This is a genomic window from Mesorhizobium huakuii (assembly GCF_030160235.1).
Classification (GTDB): Bacteria; Pseudomonadota; Alphaproteobacteria; order Rhizobiales; family Rhizobiaceae; genus Mesorhizobium; species Mesorhizobium huakuii.
Map to the genome: position 1 here is coordinate 1 of NZ_BSNY01000035.1, position 19,190 is coordinate 19,190.

Genomic DNA, 19,190 nt, shown 5'->3' on the forward strand with positions numbered 1-19,190 from the left:
TTTCGGAATCCCCCAAAACGAGCTTTATCGATTCAGCAATTTATCGACGTGTCCTTAGTTAGCCGGCACGGAAGGGCGAAGCGCGACGAACACCTGAACTTCGTCGGTCGCGCCCTACGGCGATGGGGACCCGTCCGCTACCCAACCATCTCCAGCCGCCTCGGCAGCCGGTTCATCGGCCTTGGCCCATCGGCCGTGATCAGGAACTGGTCTTCCAGGTTGAAGCTGGCGAGGCCGTCTATGTAGAGCGGGATTTCGAAGGCCAGCACCATTTCGGGCTCGATGGCGACATCGCTGTCGGCCGCGATAAACGGCCATTGCTCGGAAAACACGGACTGGCCGACGCTGTGGCCGAAATGGCCGCGACGGAAGCTGCGCAGGCCTTGCCGCGCCAGGCTCTCGGTGGTGACGCGGTGGACATGAGCGAGCGTATTTCCGGGGATCAGCGCCGCCAGCCCCTCCTCGAAGGCGCGCTCGGCGATCGCATGCAGCTCGGCCTGGTCCGGGGAAGGCGGCCCGAAGGTGAAATTGCGCGACATGTCGGAAGCGTAACCACCGACCGTGCAGACCATGTCGCATTTCAAGGGATCGCCGGTCACGGCCCTGGCGTCGGCACCCTTGGCGCGGGCGCCCAGCGTCACATATTCCGCCGTCACGACCGGATGCGACAGCCCGGCGGCCGCGTCGGCGACGCCTTTGCGGTAGAGCGCGACGAGATCGGCCTGGCGCATGCCGGTCATCGCGTCCACCTGCAGCCGCTCCAGCCCGGCTTCCGAGAGGAAAATGCCTTGCTGGAGCAGGTCGATCTCGCGCTGCGATTTGACGGTCCGCAGCCTGTCCAGCACGGGGGAGCCGTCGACCATCGGGCAATGCGGCAGCAGCGCCTGGATGGCCGCGAAATCGGCTGCCGGGACGAAGTCGAGGTCGATGCCGAGCGTCGCGTGCTCCAGTCCGAATTCCTTGAGCAAGGCCTGCAGCTGGCGCACCGAGCCGGCAAGATCGAAAGTGGCGGGACGGGAGAAATCCGGCGCCCGGCCAAGCGAGGCAAGGCCGGCCTCGATGCGTTCGGCCAGGGCAAGCCCGTGCGCTGCCTCGACCGGCGCGGATTCGATCCAGATCGGGTGCGACCGCACAGTCGCTTCGGGCGCGGCGAGCCGCAGCTGCGCGGCGTTGAAGTCGGCGACGACGACGCCGATCGGCAAATCATGCCGGGCCGGGATGACGACGAAGCCGCCGCCGCCGCGCCGGAACAGTCCCGCCGGGCCGATCCACGCGCCGGTCGCATAATGGAAGGCCTCGGGTGCGCAGAGCACCAGCGCGGCGATGCCGGCGCGTTCCATCAGTTGCGCGGCGCGCTGGCGGTCGACAAAGCCTGTCATGGGGTTCTCCGGATGACCGAAGCGACAACGGAGCATTGCGGGCGCGGACAATCAAGTCGGCTGCTTGCTATGTTGATGCACGGCATTCTCGAAGAGCAGCGGAGACGCCCCACGACTTCGTCATCCACGGGCGGAGCAAGGAGCGCAGCGACGCAGCGCAGACTCCTGGAGCTGCTTCGCCCGTGGATGACGAAGTGATAGGCCGTCGGCCAATGGTTGCCGGCGAACCCTACTTGATCGATTCCAGCTTGGCCACCGCGGCGCCGAAGCCTTTGAGGGAAACCGGGATGGTCACCGGCTTGCGCGTCACCGATTCCATGCCGATGTTCATCGACGTCCCCGACTTCATCGCCTTGGCCAGTTCCGGCGCCACCGGCACCGCGGCATAGGCGCCGTTCTGGTCGCTGGTCTGGATGGCGACGGTGACTTTCTTGCCGCTGTCGACCTGATAGCTGACGCCCGACGGCAGGAACAGGCCGTGCGGCAAAGCGAGCAGCATGGCCAGACTGCCATTGGCGTTGTCGCGGCGCACGGTGACAGTCAGCACGCGCTGCCCGGTCTTGGCCTCGGTGAGGTTCTGCGACACCTGGCACTGAAGCTCGCCGGCCGCCGAGTCGCTGGAGCAGTTCACCGCCCATGCATTGGCGTCGGACGGCTTGGGTTCGGCCTCCTTGGGTTGAGACTGTTTGGTCTGGGGCTCTTTGGCGGCGTCCTCGGCAAGCGCCGGGCCGACACAAGCCGCCAGCAGCCAAAGGGCAGCCGACACCGCTATGCCACTTAGATTAGTCTTGGCTAAAGTACTTGCCATATTCTTGACCCCCCGCAATTTTCCTTGCCCCGGCAGGTATTCTCCTGGCAAAGGCTTGATACAACAATGGGGACTGCTCCGAAAGCCGAGTCCCCCGTGAAGCAAGCCGGCAAATCTACTGTGGCAATATCGTCACAGGACAGAACTTTGAGGTCCAACAACAACACTCACAACGTTGCGGACTCGCTATACAATAGAATTCGCGTAAGAATTAACACGCGGGACGTGTAGTCCCAGAAGGACTCGCCAGGGATGGGAACTACCGAGACGTCTCGGCAGGTTGGTGGGATGGTGGCGCGTGGGGAGGCTTTCCGCGTGCGCGCCGTCTATCGCCGTTCGCGTATTGTAAGCCATCTTTGGAAGACGACGGCGCTGACGACGCTGGCGCTCGGCCTTTCGGGCGTGGTTGCCCATGCCGACCCCGACGGGCTCTGGCAGCCGCAGATCCGCGCCATCGTCGGCGCCGACAACAATGGCGGCAATGCCGCGCTCGAAGGCTTCATCCCGATCAAGCAGACGGCGGAGTCGGTGCTGTTCCTGGATGTCCGGGCCAAGCACGATTTCAAGGATGCTTCCGGCCAGGACATCGGCCTCGGCATCCGCCGCATCGTCAATCCCGACCTGATGCTCGGCGGCTACGCCTATATCAACCTCGAGAACTACAACAGCACGCAGTTCACCGCGGCCACGCTGGGTGTCGAGGCGATCACGCCGAACTTCGACGCGCATGTGAACGTCTTCGTGCCGATCAAGGGCGACTCGACCGATCATTCGACCGGCTCGACCCTGTCGATGGTCGGCAACCAGCTGATCGAACAGATATCGGTGCTCGACCATCGCGACTACGCGGCCTGGGGCATCGAAGGCGAGATCGGCGCAAAGGTTCCGGTCAACCTGCCCGACAAGCATTCGTTGCGGCTCGACATTGGCGGCTACCATTTCGAGGACCCGCACGGCGACGACGGCAGCGTCACCGGCGCCAAGGCCGGCTTCGAATACACGATCGGCGATGTCTTCGGCAGCGGCACCGAACTGGTCTTCGCCGGCGAGGTCCGCAACGACAATCGCGACGACACCCAGTTCGCCGGCAGCGTGCGGCTGAACATCCCGTTCAACCCCGGCCATAACTCGGACAAGACCGCCGCCATCGGTACGGACCCGGTCTATCCGGTCAGCGAAGGCCTGCGCAAGCGCGTCAACGAGCGCGTGCGCGGCGATATCGGCGTCAGGGTCCAGTCGCAGGAGACTGACGGCGGCTCGACGACGCGCGTCGCCATCAACGCCGCCACCAATGCGGCGTTCGGCAAGTTCTACTATGCCGATGGCGGGCTTGCGGGCGCCGGCACGCAGGCCGACCCGACGACGCTGGACGACGCGGTCACCAAGGCCGGCAGCGGTGGTTTTGTCGTTGCGCTGGGCGGCAACGGCAATCTGACGACTGCCGGCGTCACACTTGCCAATGGCCAGACCGTGATCGGCGGCGGCGAAAGCGTTACCGCGAAACTGTCCGGCGGCGGCACCGCCACCTTCAACCTCGGCGGGAGCGACGGCACGATCCAGGGCACCAATGTCGCCAACAACGTCATCGCGCTCGGCACAGGCAACACGCTGAACGGCATCACCATCACCGGCGGCGCCAACGGCATCTTCGGCAACGGTGTTGCCGGCACGACGCTGACCAATTTCACGGTGACGGGCACCGGCGCCAATGGCATCCTCGGCAACAATCTCACGAACACGACGCTGACCAATGTCACCGTGACCAGCGCCGGCGGCAACGGCGCCGAATTCACCGGCAGTTCGACCAATGTCAAGGCGTCCAATTTCACCGCGACCGGCAATGGCCTCGACGGCCTGCATATAGAAGACAACGGCACCTATAATTTCACCGGCACGACGCTGCTGCAGGGTAACCACGACGACGGTCTGGATATCACAGGCCAGGGCACCTACACCTTCGCCACCGTCAACGCGCTTGATAACACCGATCGCGGTATAACCGTGCAGGGTACGTCGAGCGGCGGCAGCTTCACCACCACCGGCGGCACCGTGTCGGGCAATGGGGGCGTGGCCGTCTTCATCGACCCGATCACCGCGCATGTGGTGCTGGATTCGATCAGCCAGACCGGCGGCACGTCGGGTGTGGTGCTCGACCACGTTTCGGGCAGCTTCATCGTCAACGGCGCGGCGACGATTTCCAACACGACGGGACCGGCGATCGCCATTTCCGCTTCGCCGGCGACGATCCGGTTCGGCGACATCAACATCACCAATCCCGGCGCCGGCGGCATGTCTTTCAGCGGCGTCAACGCCGCCGTGGTGGCCGGCAACATCGTCATTTCCGGGCTGGGCGTCGGCTCTGGTCTCGATTTCTCCGGCAGCCAGACCAATTTCGCCGCGCAGTCGCTCAACATCACCGGGCCGGGCGCCGCTGGCACCATCGGCATCGATCTCGCCGACACCACTGGCGGAACGATCGTCGTCACCAATGGTGGCTCGATCTCGGGTGTCGACACCGGCGTGCGCCTCGGCATCTCCGGGTCGCTGGCCCATTCGGCCAATGCCGAATTTACGTTCGGCGGCGGTTCGATTGCCGGCAACACCGCTTCGCTCGACGCGCGCGGCCTCAACCAGACGCTCGGCCACTACGCGTTCGGCTCGACCACCTTCAGCGGCTTGCAGCTGTTCGACCAGCAGAACGTGATCTTCGTCGGCTCGACGGCGACGGGCCTAGCGGACGGATCCTCGCTGTCGGACCTCGCCTCGTTTACCACGGCCAACGCCATCACCGACAGCGACGCGATCTTCGTGCTGGTCAACGATGGTACGCCCATCAATGCTTCGGGTGGTTTCTCGCTCAGCGACGGACAGACGCTGGCGTCCTTCGGCAATGGCCGAAGCTTCTCGCTCGGCGGTATCCCGGTCAACGTCACCGGCGACAACATCCAGCACGACCAGATCGTTTCGGATCCCGGCGGCGGCGCGGCGACGCTGACCAATTCCGGTGCCGGCGATGTCGTGACGGCCGCCAATGGCAATTCGCTGCTCGACTTCAACATTTCGGGCGGCAGCGCCGCGGGGATCAACGCCTCCGCGATCGACGGCCTGACGATCCAGGGCGTGACCGTCAGCAATGTTGCGGTGGGTCTTGTCCTCGACGGCGTGACCGGCACTATCACGGTCGCCGATCTCAATGTCCAGAACACGAGCCAAACCGGCATCGCGCTTGTTCATTCGAGCGCGACCGTCAATTTCACCGGCAACACGACGATCGGCAATGCCACCAATGTCGGGCTGTTCGCCAACAATTTCGACGGCACTGCCACTTTCGACGACCTCGATATTACCGGCGGCGGCATAGGCGTCGGTATCGTTGCCGGCTCGAGCGGAACCCTGACCTTCGGGGCCGGAAGCTCCATCGCCGGCACGAGCAGCAACGCCTTTTCGATCACCAACTCCACGCCCAACGTCACCTACAACGGCACCATCAGCCAGACGAGCGCCGCAAGTGCGGTGAAGATCTCCAACATGACCGGCGGCACCGCCACCTTCGGCGGCAAGATCACCGCCAGCACGGGCGCGGCCAATGCGATCGACCTGACCGGCAATGCGGGCGGCAAGATCAATTTCACCGGCGGTCTCGATCTGACCGCCGATGGCGGCTTCGCCTTCAGCGCCGTCGGTGGCGGCACGCTGACGGTGACCGGCTCGGGCAATACCGTGGCGACCGGTCTCGGGCCGGATGAAAAGGGCATCCAGATCGCCGGCATGACGATCGGCGCGGCCGGGGTGAACTTCTCCAGCGTCACCGTGGACGGCTCGGGCGGCGGCGTTTCGACCGGCATCGCCATTTCCAACACCAGCGGCGGCAACGTCACCTTTGGTGGCGTCGACCTGTATCGCATCAGCGGCATCGCCATCAGCCTCAACAATGTCACCAGCGGCACCTACAGTTTCAGCGGCACGACCAAGGTCGACACCGTGGTGGGCGGAGTGCCCGGCTTGCTGGTTCAGAACAGCGCAGCGACAGTCAATGTCGGCAACCTCGTCAGCACGAATATTGCCGGCGCCGATGTCAGCCTGGCCAACAACACCGGCACGATCGGCATTGGCGGCACCATCACCAATTCCGGCACCGGTGACGGCGTCGTCGTCTCGGGCGGCAGCGCGGCGATCACGGTTTCGGCCGCCATATCCAGTTCGGCAGGCGCGCCGGGCACGGCGGTCAAGGTCGACGGCATCACCGGCGGTTCGGTGGCCTTCAGCGGTCCGATCAATTCGACCGGCACCGGGACGGGCGTATCGGTTTCGAACACCGCCGCCGGCAGCAGCGTCGGCTTCGGTGCGGTGACCGTGTCGGGCGCCAGCGGCAACGGCATCGACATATCAGGCAATGCCGGCTCGGTCACGTTTACGGGCACGAGCAATATCACGCTGGGCTCGGCGGCCAACGCGGCCGGCATCAATTTCAGCGGCACCAATGCCAATGTGCTGTTCGGCACAACCAACGTGACCATGGGCGCCGGCGCCAACCAGACCGGCATCGATTTCAGCGGTTCGGCCACAACGGCCGATTTCGGCGTGACTTCCATCACCGGTACCGGCGACCTCACCTCGCGCGGCATCGACCTGTCGTCGACGACAGGCAACAAGACCATCACCTTCCTGCGCGGCTCCAGCATCACCAATCTGGGCATCGGCGTCGACCTGTCGTCGGGCGGCACCACCGCGACCTCGGCCAACGCCAACTTCACCTTCGGCGACGGCATTTCGGCCGACGGGCTGCAGTCCTCCATCAGCGCCACGGCCGTTGGCGCCTACACCGTCAACACGATCGGGCTCGATCCGACGCTCGGCAACTACAATTTCAACGACGTGTTCTTCACCGGCAGCGCGCATCTGGCCAGTGCCGTCGGGGGCGTCACCATGGTGTCGCAGAACGGCGGCGTCATCGCCGCCGGCACGGACGGGCTCAGCGCCGCGGTGACGACCATCTCGCTCGCGCAGGCCGATGCCATGCTCGGCACGCAGACCTTCGCCTTTGTCGGGACCGTCGATCTCGGCGGCACGCCGTTCACGCTCGATTCGGGCCAGTCGATCACCGGCTTCGGCAACAACACCTCCATCACCGTCTCCGGCACGATCCAGCCGGTCAATGTCCAGGGCAATCTCGGCGCCACCGGCGGCAACGTCACCGGCAATGAAGGCGTGGTCACCGGCACGGGCGACTTCCTGCATCTGCTCGGCAGCAACCAGGTGCGCAACACCGCCTTCGACTTCAGCGGCGCCAGCGGTTCGGTCTTCACCGTCGACCAGAGCGCGGGCGGCTTCAACAATGCCGGCGGCATCGTCATCGAAGGCGTTACGGTCAGCAATGTCGCCGCCGGCAGCACGGCGTTCAAGGTCGCCGGCCTCGACAGCAATCTGTCGATCACCAACAACAACATCAATGTTGCCGGCACGCTGCTCGACGTCAATGGCGGCACCGGCAACATCACGGTCACGCGCGGCACCTTGCCCAACAGCGGGCCGGCAGGCACGCTGACGGGCGGCGGCATCTCGATCGCCAACCGCACCGGCGGCCTGGTCAACTTTACCGACAAGGTGACCGTCGGCGGCAATGGCGTCTCGCTCACCGGCAATACGGGCTCTACGGTCACCTTCGCCGATCTGGACATCACCACCAACGGCGTGACGGCGTTCGCCGCCACCGGCGGCGGCACGGTCAATGTCGTGACCGGCACGATCAACGCCACGTCAGCGCAAGCGGTGGCGCTCGACGGCATCACGGCCGGTACCACGCCCGGTGTCGATGGGATCCACTTCGCCTCGACAAGCGCGACGTTCAGCTCCGGCAACGGCATCGACCTGCAGAACCTGAGCGGGACGGCGAGCTTCGGCACGGGCACGCTGACCAACACCGGTCCGGGCACGGCCTTCAATGTCGGCTCGGCGACCAACGCCAGCGGCGGCAATGCCATCATCTCCTATGGCGGCACGATCGCCAGCAATGGCACCGGCGCCGCGGTTTCGATCCAGGAGCTGACCGGCGGCTCGGTGACGCTTTCGGGCAATCTGACGGACGGCCTTGCGGACGCCGGCGGCAACATCGTCGTCACCGGCATCGACAACGGCACGGCGGCGACGGTCACCTTCTCCGGCTCGACCAAGCAGATCGACTCGGGCGCGACCGACGGCGTGAGCCTCGGCATCGCGGGCAATTACCCCCTTGGCGCGCCGGCACCCAATACGAATGGCACGGTCAACTTCAGCAATGGCGGCCTCGCCATAAAGACGACGACCGGGACAGGTTTTGTCGCGGCGTATGGCGGCACCGTCAGCGTGTCAGGCACTGGCCCGGTTACCGGAAACACGATCGATTCCGGCAGCAATGGGTTGGTCATAATCTTCGCCGATGTCGGCAGCGCCGGCGTCACCTTCGACAGCGTCAAGGCGGACTCCGCGATTCCTGCCTTTGTCGGCGATCCCGGCGGCGCCGGCGTGACGTTGTCGGGCTCCAATCTCGCGGGCGATGTCAACATCGGTGGCCTGAGGGACACCGGATACACCGGCGCCTCGCTGTCGGCCCTGAGCGGCACCGGGGTGGTTAACTTCACCGGCACGATCGATCTCGACGTCAGCTACGCCGGCTTCAACATCGGCGGCCCCCAGGTCGGCACCGTCAACATAGCCAATGTCGCCGGATCCACGCTGACCATCGATGGTGGCCAGTACGGCATCATACAGACCTCGCAGGGCGGGACCGTCAACGTCGGCGTCAACGGCAGCGCCAGCATCACAAACACCACCCTTGCGGCCTTCAGCCTCGGCGGCGGCAATGACCTGGCCTTCACCACGCTGACCTATAAAGGTTCGGTCACGATCGGCGCGGGCTCGGTGATAAGCGCCAGTGGCGACGGAACCCGCCTGAACATGAGCGGTTCGGTCAATTCCACGACGTCGTCGACTGCCTTCGACTTCTTTGGCCACGCCGACGGCATATACAATATTTCGAGCAGCATCGATCACAGCGGCGGCAAAGGTGTCGCTATCGGCGGCTCGGCCAACGGCACCGTTACCTTCTCTGGTACGTCGAAGAAATTCAACACCGGCGCCAACGATGCCATCGTCAAGGCACCCGCGTACGTGCCGGATCCGCAGACCAAGGGCACGCTCAACTTCACCAATGGCGGCCTCGTCATCACCACCACCAGTGGCGCCGGCTTCACCGCCAGCACCTTCGGTCCGGGCACGATCAGCGTCACCGGCGCCGGCAACACCATCACCACCGGCACGGGCACGGCGCTGAAGCTTGGCGACGCGACAGCGGTCCTGGCGGGGGCGACAGGCGCGACAATCGGTGTCGATGGCATCAAGTTCGATACGATTTCGACCAATGGCGCGACGACCGGCATCTCGCTCAATGATGTCAGCGGCGGCGCCCTCGATCTCGGCGCGGTCAACCTGTTGGGCATCACTGGCGCCAACGCGCGCGGCGTCGACATTTCCGGCACGCTCGGCTCGACGGTGAGCTTCGACAGCCTGAACATGGTGATCGCGGCCGGCGCCACCAATGCTGTCAGCCTTGACCTCAACGGTGCTTCGCTTGGCGCCAGCAATATTACCGCAGGCGATTTTGACGTTGACGGCGGCGGCGCTGTCGGTTCGATCGGCATCGACATGGCCGGCACGACCGGCACCGGCACGATCCAGCTCGGCGACACCGTCAACAACAACCTGACCGGCCAAACCTCGACCATCGCCAATGTCGGCTATGGCGTGCAGTTCTCCAGCGCCACCAACGCCAAGCTGGTGTTCGGCGACGGTCAGGGTCCTGCCGAATCGTCGATCAAAACCACCGGCGGCCAGGTCATCCACGCCACCGACACGCTGCCGACATCGGGCGACTACAATTTCAACGACGTCAATTTCACCGGCGACACCGCCAACCTGTCGTCGATCAGCGTCTACTATGTCACATCAGGCGGCACCGGCGACGGCAGCCTCGCCAATCCAGGCAGCTATGTCGGAGCGCAGGCGTCCACCGCCAATGTCGTGGTGCTGATCGACAAGAATATCGACGGCAGCCAGGAGACGATCGACCTAAGCGGGACTTCATACCAGCTCCATGACGGGCAAGTGCTGCTTGCCTTCAAGAGCGGCGACGCGGCCGTCGATGTTTCGCAGCTTGGCGTCGATGCCAGCGGCGGCGCATCCGCGGCTTTCCACTTCACCACGATCCAGAACAGCCCGATCGTCTCGGCACCGGCCGGTATCGACACGCTGCGGCCCGTGCTGCAGAGCAACAACGCGACCTCGGTGATCAACTTCGCGACATCAGGCACCAGCATCTTCACCGGCGGCCTCGAGAATTTGATCGTCACCAATGTCGGCAGCGGCGCCGGCGTTGCCGTCGATGCGACGGGCGCCTCCAGTTTCTTCCTCAGGAACAACACCATCACCGCCGGGGGCAATGCACTCGACTTCTCCACGACCGGTGCGCCGGCCGATACGCTTCTGCTTTCCATCGACGGCAATACGCTCAGGTCGACCGCGTCCGGGCTGGCGGCGTCCTTCTCTGGCCAGAACATCAGCACGACGGACAACTCGATCGCGATCAGGTCGTTTGCCGGCAATAAGGTGACCGGCGGCGCCGGCAGCGGCGGCATCGTGTTCAACAATGTGCGCTTCGATTCCGATGGCGCCGGCGGCACCGTCAGTGCCGGCACGCTCGGCATGGGCACTCCCGGCACGCGGGTCCAGAGCAATGGCCTGAGCTTCATCAACACCAGCGGCACCCTTGATCTGGGCACGCTCAGCCTCGCCAACAATGGCGGCACGGGCGTCCTGGTCAACACCAAGGGCGCCGGCACGATCTTCACGCTGAACAACAGCGCCGGCGTGGTCACCACCCTCAACGGCGCGGCCTTCGATCTCGATCCGCTGACCGTCAACATGACGTTCTCCAGCGTCAGCGCCGTCGGCGGCGCCAGCGGCATCATCTTCGACGGCGTTGCCGGCACCTTCACCGTCACCGGTACGACGTCCATCAGCAACACGACGGGCTTTGGCATCGATGCCATCAACACCAACACCGGCACCTTCAACTTCAACACGGTGACGGTGAACAATGTCACCGTCCCCAACACGGGCGGCGGCATCCATGTCGCGACGGGCACGCTCAACGTCACCGGCCTCGCCAATATCGACACGACGAGCGGCACGGGCCTCTCGCAGGGCGGCGGCACGACCAGCTTCACCGGCGGCCTGACCATCGACACCACCACCGGTACCGGCATCGCCGGCACCGGCGGCACGATGGGCATCACCGACACTGGCGGCGCCGAGACGGTCAATTCAGCCGGTGGTACAGCGATCAAGCTCTCCGGCGTTGCCGCCACCATCGCGCTGGACTCGACCTCGTCGGGCGGCGGCACCAACAATATCAGCCTGACCAGCGTCACCGGCACCATCGGCCTCGGCACCGGCACAATGACCGGCGCGACGGGCACATCTTTCGAAGTCGTCGGCGGAACGGCCACCGTCATTTATGCCGGCAACATCACCCAGGCGAACAACGCTGCCCTGGTCGGCGTTTCCAGCGGCAACGCCGGCACGCTGACCTTCAACACCGGCACGCTGTCGGCGACCAATGGCACCGGCCTGCAGTTCGACAATGCCGACGGCAACTACAATTTCAACGGCATCACGACGCTGAATGGCGGCGATGCCGGCATCGACATCCTCAACGGGTCGGGCGGCACGTTCAGCTTCGGCATCGGCACCTCGATCACCAGCCCGAGCGGCACGGCGTTCAATGTGGTTGGCGGTACCGCCGCTGTCACCTACAGCGGCAGCATCACGCAGGCCAACAACGCCGCGCTGGTCGCCATCACCGGCCACACAAGCGGCACGATCACCTTCCAGACCGGCACGCTGTCGGCGACGAACGGTACCGGCCTGCAGTTCAACAATGCCGACGGCACCTACAATTTCATCGGCACGACGACGCTGAATGGCGGTGACGCCGGCGTCGATATCATTAACGGGTCGGGCGGCACGTTCAGCTTCGGCACCGGCACTTCGATCACAAACCCGAGCGGGATAGGCTTCAATGTGGTTGGCGGCACCGCCAACGTCGCGTACGCCGGCACCATCAACAAGACCGTTGCCGGCAAGATCGTCGACATCTCCGGCGTCGCCGCCGGCTCGATCACGCTGTCCGGCAATCTTAGCGCCACTGGCGGCGTCGATAACGGTATCTTTGTCCACGGCAACACCGGCGGAACCTTCATTTTTGGCGGCGCAACGGAGACGCTGACCACCGGCACCTTTACGGCTGTCGACCTGGTGGCCAACACCAATGCCACGATCACCTTCGGCGCCGGCAGCCTGGCGATCAACACCAGCACCGGCATTGGCTTCAATGCCACGGGCGGCGGCACCGTCAACGTGACGGGCAGTGGCAATACAGTTCAGACGGCGGGCGGCCAGATCCTGAACTGGAACGGCATGACCGTCGGCGGCAGCGGCGCCACCTTCGCCTCGCTGCAATCGACGGGTTCGATCACGGGCCTCGACGCGATCAACCTGACCGGGGTCAGCGGCGGCACCTTCAACGGCGGCGCGGTGAGCGTTGCCGGCACCACGACCAGCGGCGACGGGATAGAGATCAACGGCTCGAGTGCGGCATTCAACTTCACCTCGGCGACCATCGCGGCGACAGCCGACAACGGCATCTTCCTCAGTGGCGCCAACGGCGCGGTCACCTTCTCGACGGTGGCGATCAACAACACAGGCCAGGCCGGCATCAGGATCGACAACAACACCAATGCGGTCGCCGTGAATGGCGGCTCGATCGGCGCGACCAACGACCCGACCGGCAACGGTGTCGACATCAATGGCGGCACGGGCAACGTAACCATCGCGGCGTCGGTGACGAAGACCAGCGCCGGCAACATCGTCAACGTCAGCGGCCGCACCGCCGGAACCGTCGCATTCAGCGGCAGCCTCAGTGCGACCGGCAGCTTCGCCAACGGCATCGACGTCAGCGGCAATTCCGGCACGGCGGTGATCAACTTCTCGAATGCCACCAAGACGCTGACCACGGGCGCCAACACGGCGGTCAACTTGACCAGCAACACCGGAGCGACCATCAACTTCACCGGCGGCGGCCTGGCCATCAACACCACCAGCGGCACCGGCTTCAACGCCACCGGCGGCGGCACGGTGACGGTGCAGGGCACCGGCAACGCGATCGTGTCCACCTCCGGCAGCACCGCGCTCAACATCTCCAACACGTTGATCGGCTCGGGCAACGCAACGTTCCAGAGCATCACATCGAATGGCGGCAGCGCCAACGGCATCATCCTGGTCAATACCGGCACTGGGGCTGGAAATGGCGGATTGCATGTCACGGGTACAGGCTCAGCCGGCACTGGTGGCACCATCGCCAACAAGACCGGCGCCGACGGGTCGACCACACAAGGCACCGGCATCTTCCTCAACGGCACCAAGGATGTGCAGCTCGCCTGGATGCAGCTGAACGATTTCAGCAATTTCGCGATCCGCGGCAACAACGTCACCGGCTTCACACTAGACCACAGCGTCATCAGCGGCGACAGCGGCACCAGCAACAGCCTGTCCGACGGACTAGCGGCCTTCGCCAATGTCGGCGAGGATGCCATCCGGCTAACCAATCTGCTGGGTAGCGGTTCGATCACCAATTCGAACATCAGCGGCGGCTACACCAACACGGTCAATGTCGAGAACAACACCGGCACGTTGAACCGGCTGACAATCGACAGCTCCACCATTGGCGGCAGGAGCGACAACGGCACCGGGATGAACGACGGCATCCACTTCCAGGCGGATGCAGGCAGCACGGCGATGAACCTGACTGTCAGCAACAGCGTTTTGACGACTGCACGCGCCAACCTCGTTGCCGCGACGGGCGGGGTCGGGACCAACATGGATGTTCAGCTCACCGGCAATACCGTGACCAACAACCATCCGCTGACCGTCAGCGGCGGCACCGCCTTCGACATCGCCAGCCTCGGCAATGTCACCTTCAATATCTCCAACAACACGTTCGACATGCATGCCGCCAATGGTGGAACCGGCATCAAGTCGCACGTCATCGAAGTGAACAAGGCCACCGGCAGCGGCAATTCGACATTCGACGGCACGATTTCGGGCAACACGATCGGCGTTGCAGCCACCGCCCATTCGGGCAGCGGCATCGGCTCCAACGACATCGATATCAACAGCCAGGACAACGGCACCTTCACCATTGCCATCCTGAACAACATTCTCACGCACTACGACACGGCCGGCATACAGATCTCGCAGATTTCCGGCAGCAGCACGATCAATGCCACGGTGCAGGGCAATACGACCAGCAATGGCGATTCCAATGCCTTCACCGGCCTCTACGTCGTCGCTGGCTCGGGGCTGGCTGGAGACAATGGCGTCATCAACCTGCTGGTCGGCGGTTCCGGGACTCAGCGCAATGACTTCTCCAATGGCGATCCGGCGAACGGCAGTGACGTCTTCCTGGCGGTATCCGGCGGAGCCAGTACCTCGACGATCAACCTTTCGCGGGGCGTTTCCGCGGCGGGAACGGCCAGCCAGGTTGTTCTGGACAACAACCTCAATCCGGGCGCGACAGCCGTTGCTACGTCTGGAACGATCAATCTTGTCAATACGGTGCCGCCGCTGCCCTGATCAAGTTCAGCATTAGTTTTAGCAGTCGCTAATACGAGAGATTCATGTCGACATTTCTATCTGATCTGTCATGTTAGCGGCATCGGATAGAAGCTGGAGGGGCCCCATATGGCAGAGCCATATCTATCGGAAATAAAACTCGTATCGTTCAACTTCCCCCCCAAAGGCTGGGCGTTCTGCAATGGTCAGTTGCTGCCGATAAACCAGAACCAGGCGTTGTTTTCTCTTTTGGGAACGACTTACGGTGGCAATGGGCAAACTAATTTTGCGCTGCCAAATCTGCAGGGCCGGGTGCCGACGCATATGGGCGGCGAGGGCTTTTTCCTTGGTCAACAAGGCGGCGAGCCGTCGCATACGCTCAGCATCCAGGAATTGCCATCCCATGTGCATGGCGCCAGCGCCTCGACGGTGGACGGTGATCAGGTGATTGCCACCAACAATTATCTGGGCCCGGCCAATCAGCTCTACGGTGCACCGGCGAATCTGACGACCATGATCCCAACCGAAGTCAGCAGTGTCGGCGGCAGCCAGCCGCACGAAAACATGCAGCCATACCTGACCTTGAATTTCTGCATCGCCCTGCAGGGCATCTTTCCCTCGCGAAATTGAAGGAGTTCCAACGATGGCAGCCTATGTGGGCGAGATTCGCATGTTCGCCGGCAATTTCAATCCGAACGGCTGGATGTTCTGCCAAGGCCAGACATTGCCTATCTCGGAGTATGAGACGCTGTTCCAACTTATAGGCACCACCTATGGCGGTGATGGGCAAGAGACGTTCAATCTGCCGAATCTGTCGGGCCGGCTGCCGCTGCATCAAGGGAGCGGGTACCTGATCGGGCAGATGGCGGGGGTCGAAGAGGTTACGCTTACAACGCAACAGATCGCCTCGCACTCGCACCCGTTCATGGCGACAACCAATATCGGCGGCGCTAGCGCCCCGGGCAACAACGTGCTTGCCCAGTCGTCCACGATCAAAGTCTATTCCGCGATCGCACCCACTGCGGCGCTGGGGCCGTCGTCGATGACGCCCACGGGCGGCAGTCAGCCGCACAGCAATTTGCAGCCCTATCTTTGCATCAATTTCATCATTTCACTGTTCGGCGTTTTCCCGAGCCAAACATAGGACAGGACCATGTCGGACCAATTCGTCGCGGAAATCCGAATTTTCCCGTTCAACTTCGCCCCCACGGGCTGGGCGACCTGCGACGGTCAGCTCATGCCGATCTCGCAAAACACGGCCTTGTTCTCGCTGTTGGGCACAACCTATGGCGGCGATGGCAAATCGACCTTTGCTTTGCCGGACATGCAGGGCAATGCGCCGATGCAGCCCGGCCAGGCCGCCGGCGGATCGGATCACTTCTTGGGTGAAACCGGGGGATCGACGACGGTAGCGCTTCTACAGACCGAGATGCCGCAACATGTGCATTCGCTGATGGCCGCCGTTCCTCCGGCGCTGCTGTTCGCGCCATCGGCCTCCACCGGACTGGCGCGGTCGGCGGGCGGACCGGTCTACCAGACCAGCAACGCCAATTTGACGCCGCTGAACAGCAATGCGGTGCAGCCAACGGGCGGCGACCTGCCGCACAACAACATGATGCCGTACCTGACACTCAACTTCTGTATAGCGTTGCAAGGCATTTTCCCGGCCCGCCCCTGATCTGTCGATGTCCGGTCTGCAGGTGTTTGAAGCGGCATCAATCGGCTGGATGCGGGCGGTTGGCGCCGGGCTGTCGTTTCGCCCAGCCACGGATGCAGATCTGCCGTTCCTGTCACGGCTCTATGCGTCGACCCGCGCCGAGGAACTTGCGGTGACGTCCTGGACCGACGAGCAGAAGGCGGCCTTCCTCGACATGCAGTTCCGGGCGCAACACGCGCATTACATCAAACACTATCCCGCGGCCGACTGGCTGGTGATCATGCGTGACGGAGACGATATCGGTCGCCTCTATATCGAGCGCTGGCCGACCCAGCATCGCATCATCGATATCGCGCTTCTGCCGACACATCGCCGCAGAGGGCTCGGCGCGGCACTGCTCGGCGACCTTGTCGACGAGGCATGGTTAGCCGGCAAATCAGCGTCAATTCATGTCGAGAAGAACAATCCGGCCAGACAGCTCTATGCCAGGCTCGGTTTCGCCGTCGCCGAGGACAAGGGCGTTTACGACCTGATGGTGTGTCCTCCTCGATAAAGCGCCCGTGCTCTCACGCGCCGCGATACCACGACACTATGGTGAAACGTTCATTGCGCGTGACCGGCGTGACTTCGTGCGTCGTTTCCGAACGGAAGGCAACGAGTGAGCCCGGCAACGCCGGCATGGTGACGCGCAGGTTCGGACCGCTGTACGGCCCGTGCAGGGTCAGCGAGCCGCCGGAATAGCCTTCGGGCGAAGGATCGTCCGATTGACGGTTGAGAAAAATCACCGCCGAGATCTTTCTGAATCGCGACTCGTCGTGAATCAGCGGCGTGTTGCCATCCTGATGCGGTACGAAGAAATCACCTTTCCGATAATGAAGAAACTGAGGCTCCTCGCAAATGCCGAGCGCCAAGGCGAAATGCCGTTGCAGAGCCGCCTTCTGCTCAGCCAACAAGGCACTTATAAGATCTTTCGTAGCTTGGGAGACCTCGGCGCGCCTAGTTCTGCGAACCTCCGGCCATGCCGCCTTCTGGTCGGCACGACCCATCAGGCCGGCCGCACGGCCGCCGGACGCCCGAATTTCTGCGCACAGCGCTCTACAGCGAGCACCGTCAAGTATGTCCGCGATCTCGATATAGTCGATCATGTCGAGCCGCCGTCCTCCCGAATCGCCCTTGCCGACAGGCGGCCAAAAGTTCAGTTGAAGACGGCCTCATAAAGCCGCCCAGACGCATCAACCGAAATCGGCACGATGAATATGTCATCGGCGATGGTATCGCCTGCAAGGTGGTAAATGGCCTGCGGCAGCGCGATGTCGCGTGGCCCTTCGAACGTCAGCGTGAAGCCGCCACCAGGGCGTAGGCTGTTGGCGATTTGCTGAACGGCGGTCAGTTTGAGGAAAACCGCCGTATCGCCGTAGGCTGCTCTAAAAGCCGACCCAACCGCCTGCCTAAAATCCGATATCGACGCCATGCCATCCGCCTCAATCCGCTAGCTTCTTTGTTTCTCGCAATTCCCAAGGGAAAGCGCTTGGCGTTTTTCCCGGGAAAACCGCCAAGCATCTTTTTCCTGGAATTGTCTTGCGGGGCGCAATTTCGCCGCTTCGCGGCGGGCTGTCCATAGGGCCGGCAGCAGCCCAAGCGCCGGCGAGACAAATTCGCCGGGGCAAACCGCAAAATACCGCGGCGGCCGTGCTTTTATGCGCGCCACGGACACTATAGTACTTTGTCCCTGCGCCGGAGTCTTGGTCCAACCAAGATCAGCGCAACAAGAGCAGATGCCAGTCTTGGGGTCTGATGCGGAAAGCGGGCCTGATCGGCCGGCGGGAGAAAGGGACGGACCATGGCTGATATCGGGGCAAAGACGGAAGCGGCGCCGGCGGATGCCATGCCGCTGTTCTATTCCAGGCCCGAAGCGCTCAACCCGGCGCGGCATGGCTCGCTCGGTTTGACCCAGCGCAGCGACTTTGCCTTCGCGCGCACCGCGCATGCCATCCCGGTCGTGGCGTCGGAAATGCCGGCGGCGATGCGTTCCTACCCGATCGTGTTCATCGGCCCGGCAAAATCCCCCGTCATCATCACCGGCGTGCGCCAGGGCGAGAACCTGTTCGTCGATGCCGACGGCCGCTGGACCGCGCCGCACTACGTCCCCGCCTATGTCCGCCGCTATCCCTTCATCCTTGCCGAGGACCCGACCACGGCAGGCCGGCTGACGCTGTGCGTCGACAGGGCAAGCGAGCGGGTGATCGACCAACTCATGGCGCCGTTTCGCGAAGACAAGATCGCGCCGTTCTTCAGCGGCGCCGAGCCGACCGAGGCGACGAAACAGGCGCTCGCCTTCTGCAACGAGTTCCAGATCGACTTCAGGGCCACGCGCGAGATGATCGACAGGATCGACGCGCATGGCCTGTTTTCGCCGCGCCAGAGCAAGGTGACGCTGGAAGGCGGCGAAGTGCTCAACCTCACCGATTTCCAGGTGATCGACGAGCCGGCCTTCAACAAATTGAGCGACGAGGCCTTCCTCGACCTCAGAAAGTCCGGCGCGCTCGGCCTGCTCTACTGCCACCTCGCCTCGACCAACAGCTGGACATCGCTGGTGCACCAGGCGTCGCTGCGCAAGGTGGATGGGGTGAAGGGCGGCTAA

General features: G+C 63.6%; 10 protein-coding genes. 6 read left to right on the forward strand and 4 right to left on the reverse strand.

The window, feature by feature from the left end; genetic code table 11:
* Positions 1-137 precede the first annotated feature (137 nt).
* A complete protein-coding gene (locus QQK95_RS18775) occupies positions 138-1,379 on the reverse strand; it encodes a M24 family metallopeptidase (RefSeq protein ID WP_284275406.1) in 1,242 nt (413 codons plus the stop codon).
* 229 nt (positions 1,380-1,608) lie between these two features.
* The gene (locus tag QQK95_RS18780) at positions 1,609-2,187 is read right to left on the reverse strand and encodes an invasion associated locus B family protein (RefSeq protein WP_284275407.1); all 579 of its coding nucleotides are present in this window, start codon (positions 2,185-2,187) and stop codon (positions 1,609-1,611) included.
* 315 nt (positions 2,188-2,502) lie between these two features.
* On the opposite strand from QQK95_RS18780, the gene QQK95_RS18785 reads away from it, so the two are divergent.
* The 5 genes from QQK95_RS18785 to QQK95_RS18805 all read left to right on the forward strand — a co-directional run bounded on the left by QQK95_RS18785 (position 2,503) and on the right by QQK95_RS18805 (position 17,102).
* Positions 2,503-14,913 carry a right-handed parallel beta-helix repeat-containing protein gene (locus tag QQK95_RS18785; protein ID WP_284275409.1) on the forward strand — a complete coding sequence of 4,137 codons (12,411 nt, stop codon included), beginning with the start codon at positions 2,503-2,505 and terminating at the stop codon, positions 14,911-14,913.
* 108 nt (positions 14,914-15,021) lie between these two features.
* Complete coding sequence (locus QQK95_RS18790) at positions 15,022-15,522, forward strand: phage tail protein (protein WP_284275411.1); 501 nt, start codon at positions 15,022-15,024, stop codon at positions 15,520-15,522.
* 13 nt (positions 15,523-15,535) lie between these two features.
* Complete coding sequence (locus tag QQK95_RS18795; protein ID WP_284275413.1) at positions 15,536-16,036, forward strand: phage tail protein; 501 nt, start codon at positions 15,536-15,538, stop codon at positions 16,034-16,036.
* A gap of 9 nt (positions 16,037-16,045) precedes the next feature.
* Entirely contained in the window at positions 16,046-16,570 is a 525-nt protein-coding gene (locus tag QQK95_RS18800; RefSeq protein WP_284275414.1) for a phage tail protein, read from the forward strand.
* A 7-nt stretch (positions 16,571-16,577) separates the two neighbouring features.
* Positions 16,578-17,102, forward strand: coding sequence for a GNAT family N-acetyltransferase (locus tag QQK95_RS18805; RefSeq protein ID WP_284275416.1), 525 nt, complete (start codon positions 16,578-16,580; stop codon positions 17,100-17,102).
* Between the two features lie 13 nt (positions 17,103-17,115).
* On the opposite strand, the gene QQK95_RS18810 is transcribed toward QQK95_RS18805, so the two are convergent.
* On the reverse strand, positions 17,116-17,694 hold the full coding sequence (locus QQK95_RS18810; RefSeq protein ID WP_284275418.1) for a 2OG-Fe(II) oxygenase: 579 nt from the start codon (positions 17,692-17,694) through the stop codon (positions 17,116-17,118).
* Positions 17,695-17,744: 50 nt separating this feature from the next.
* Positions 17,745-18,020, reverse strand: coding sequence for a DUF6916 family protein (locus QQK95_RS18815; RefSeq protein ID WP_284275420.1), 276 nt, complete (start codon positions 18,018-18,020; stop codon positions 17,745-17,747).
* Positions 18,021-18,389: 369 nt separating this feature from the next.
* Between QQK95_RS18815 and QQK95_RS18820 the strand changes: the two genes are divergently transcribed.
* Complete coding sequence (locus tag QQK95_RS18820; protein WP_284275421.1) at positions 18,390-19,190, forward strand: SapC family protein; 801 nt, start codon at positions 18,390-18,392, stop codon at positions 19,188-19,190.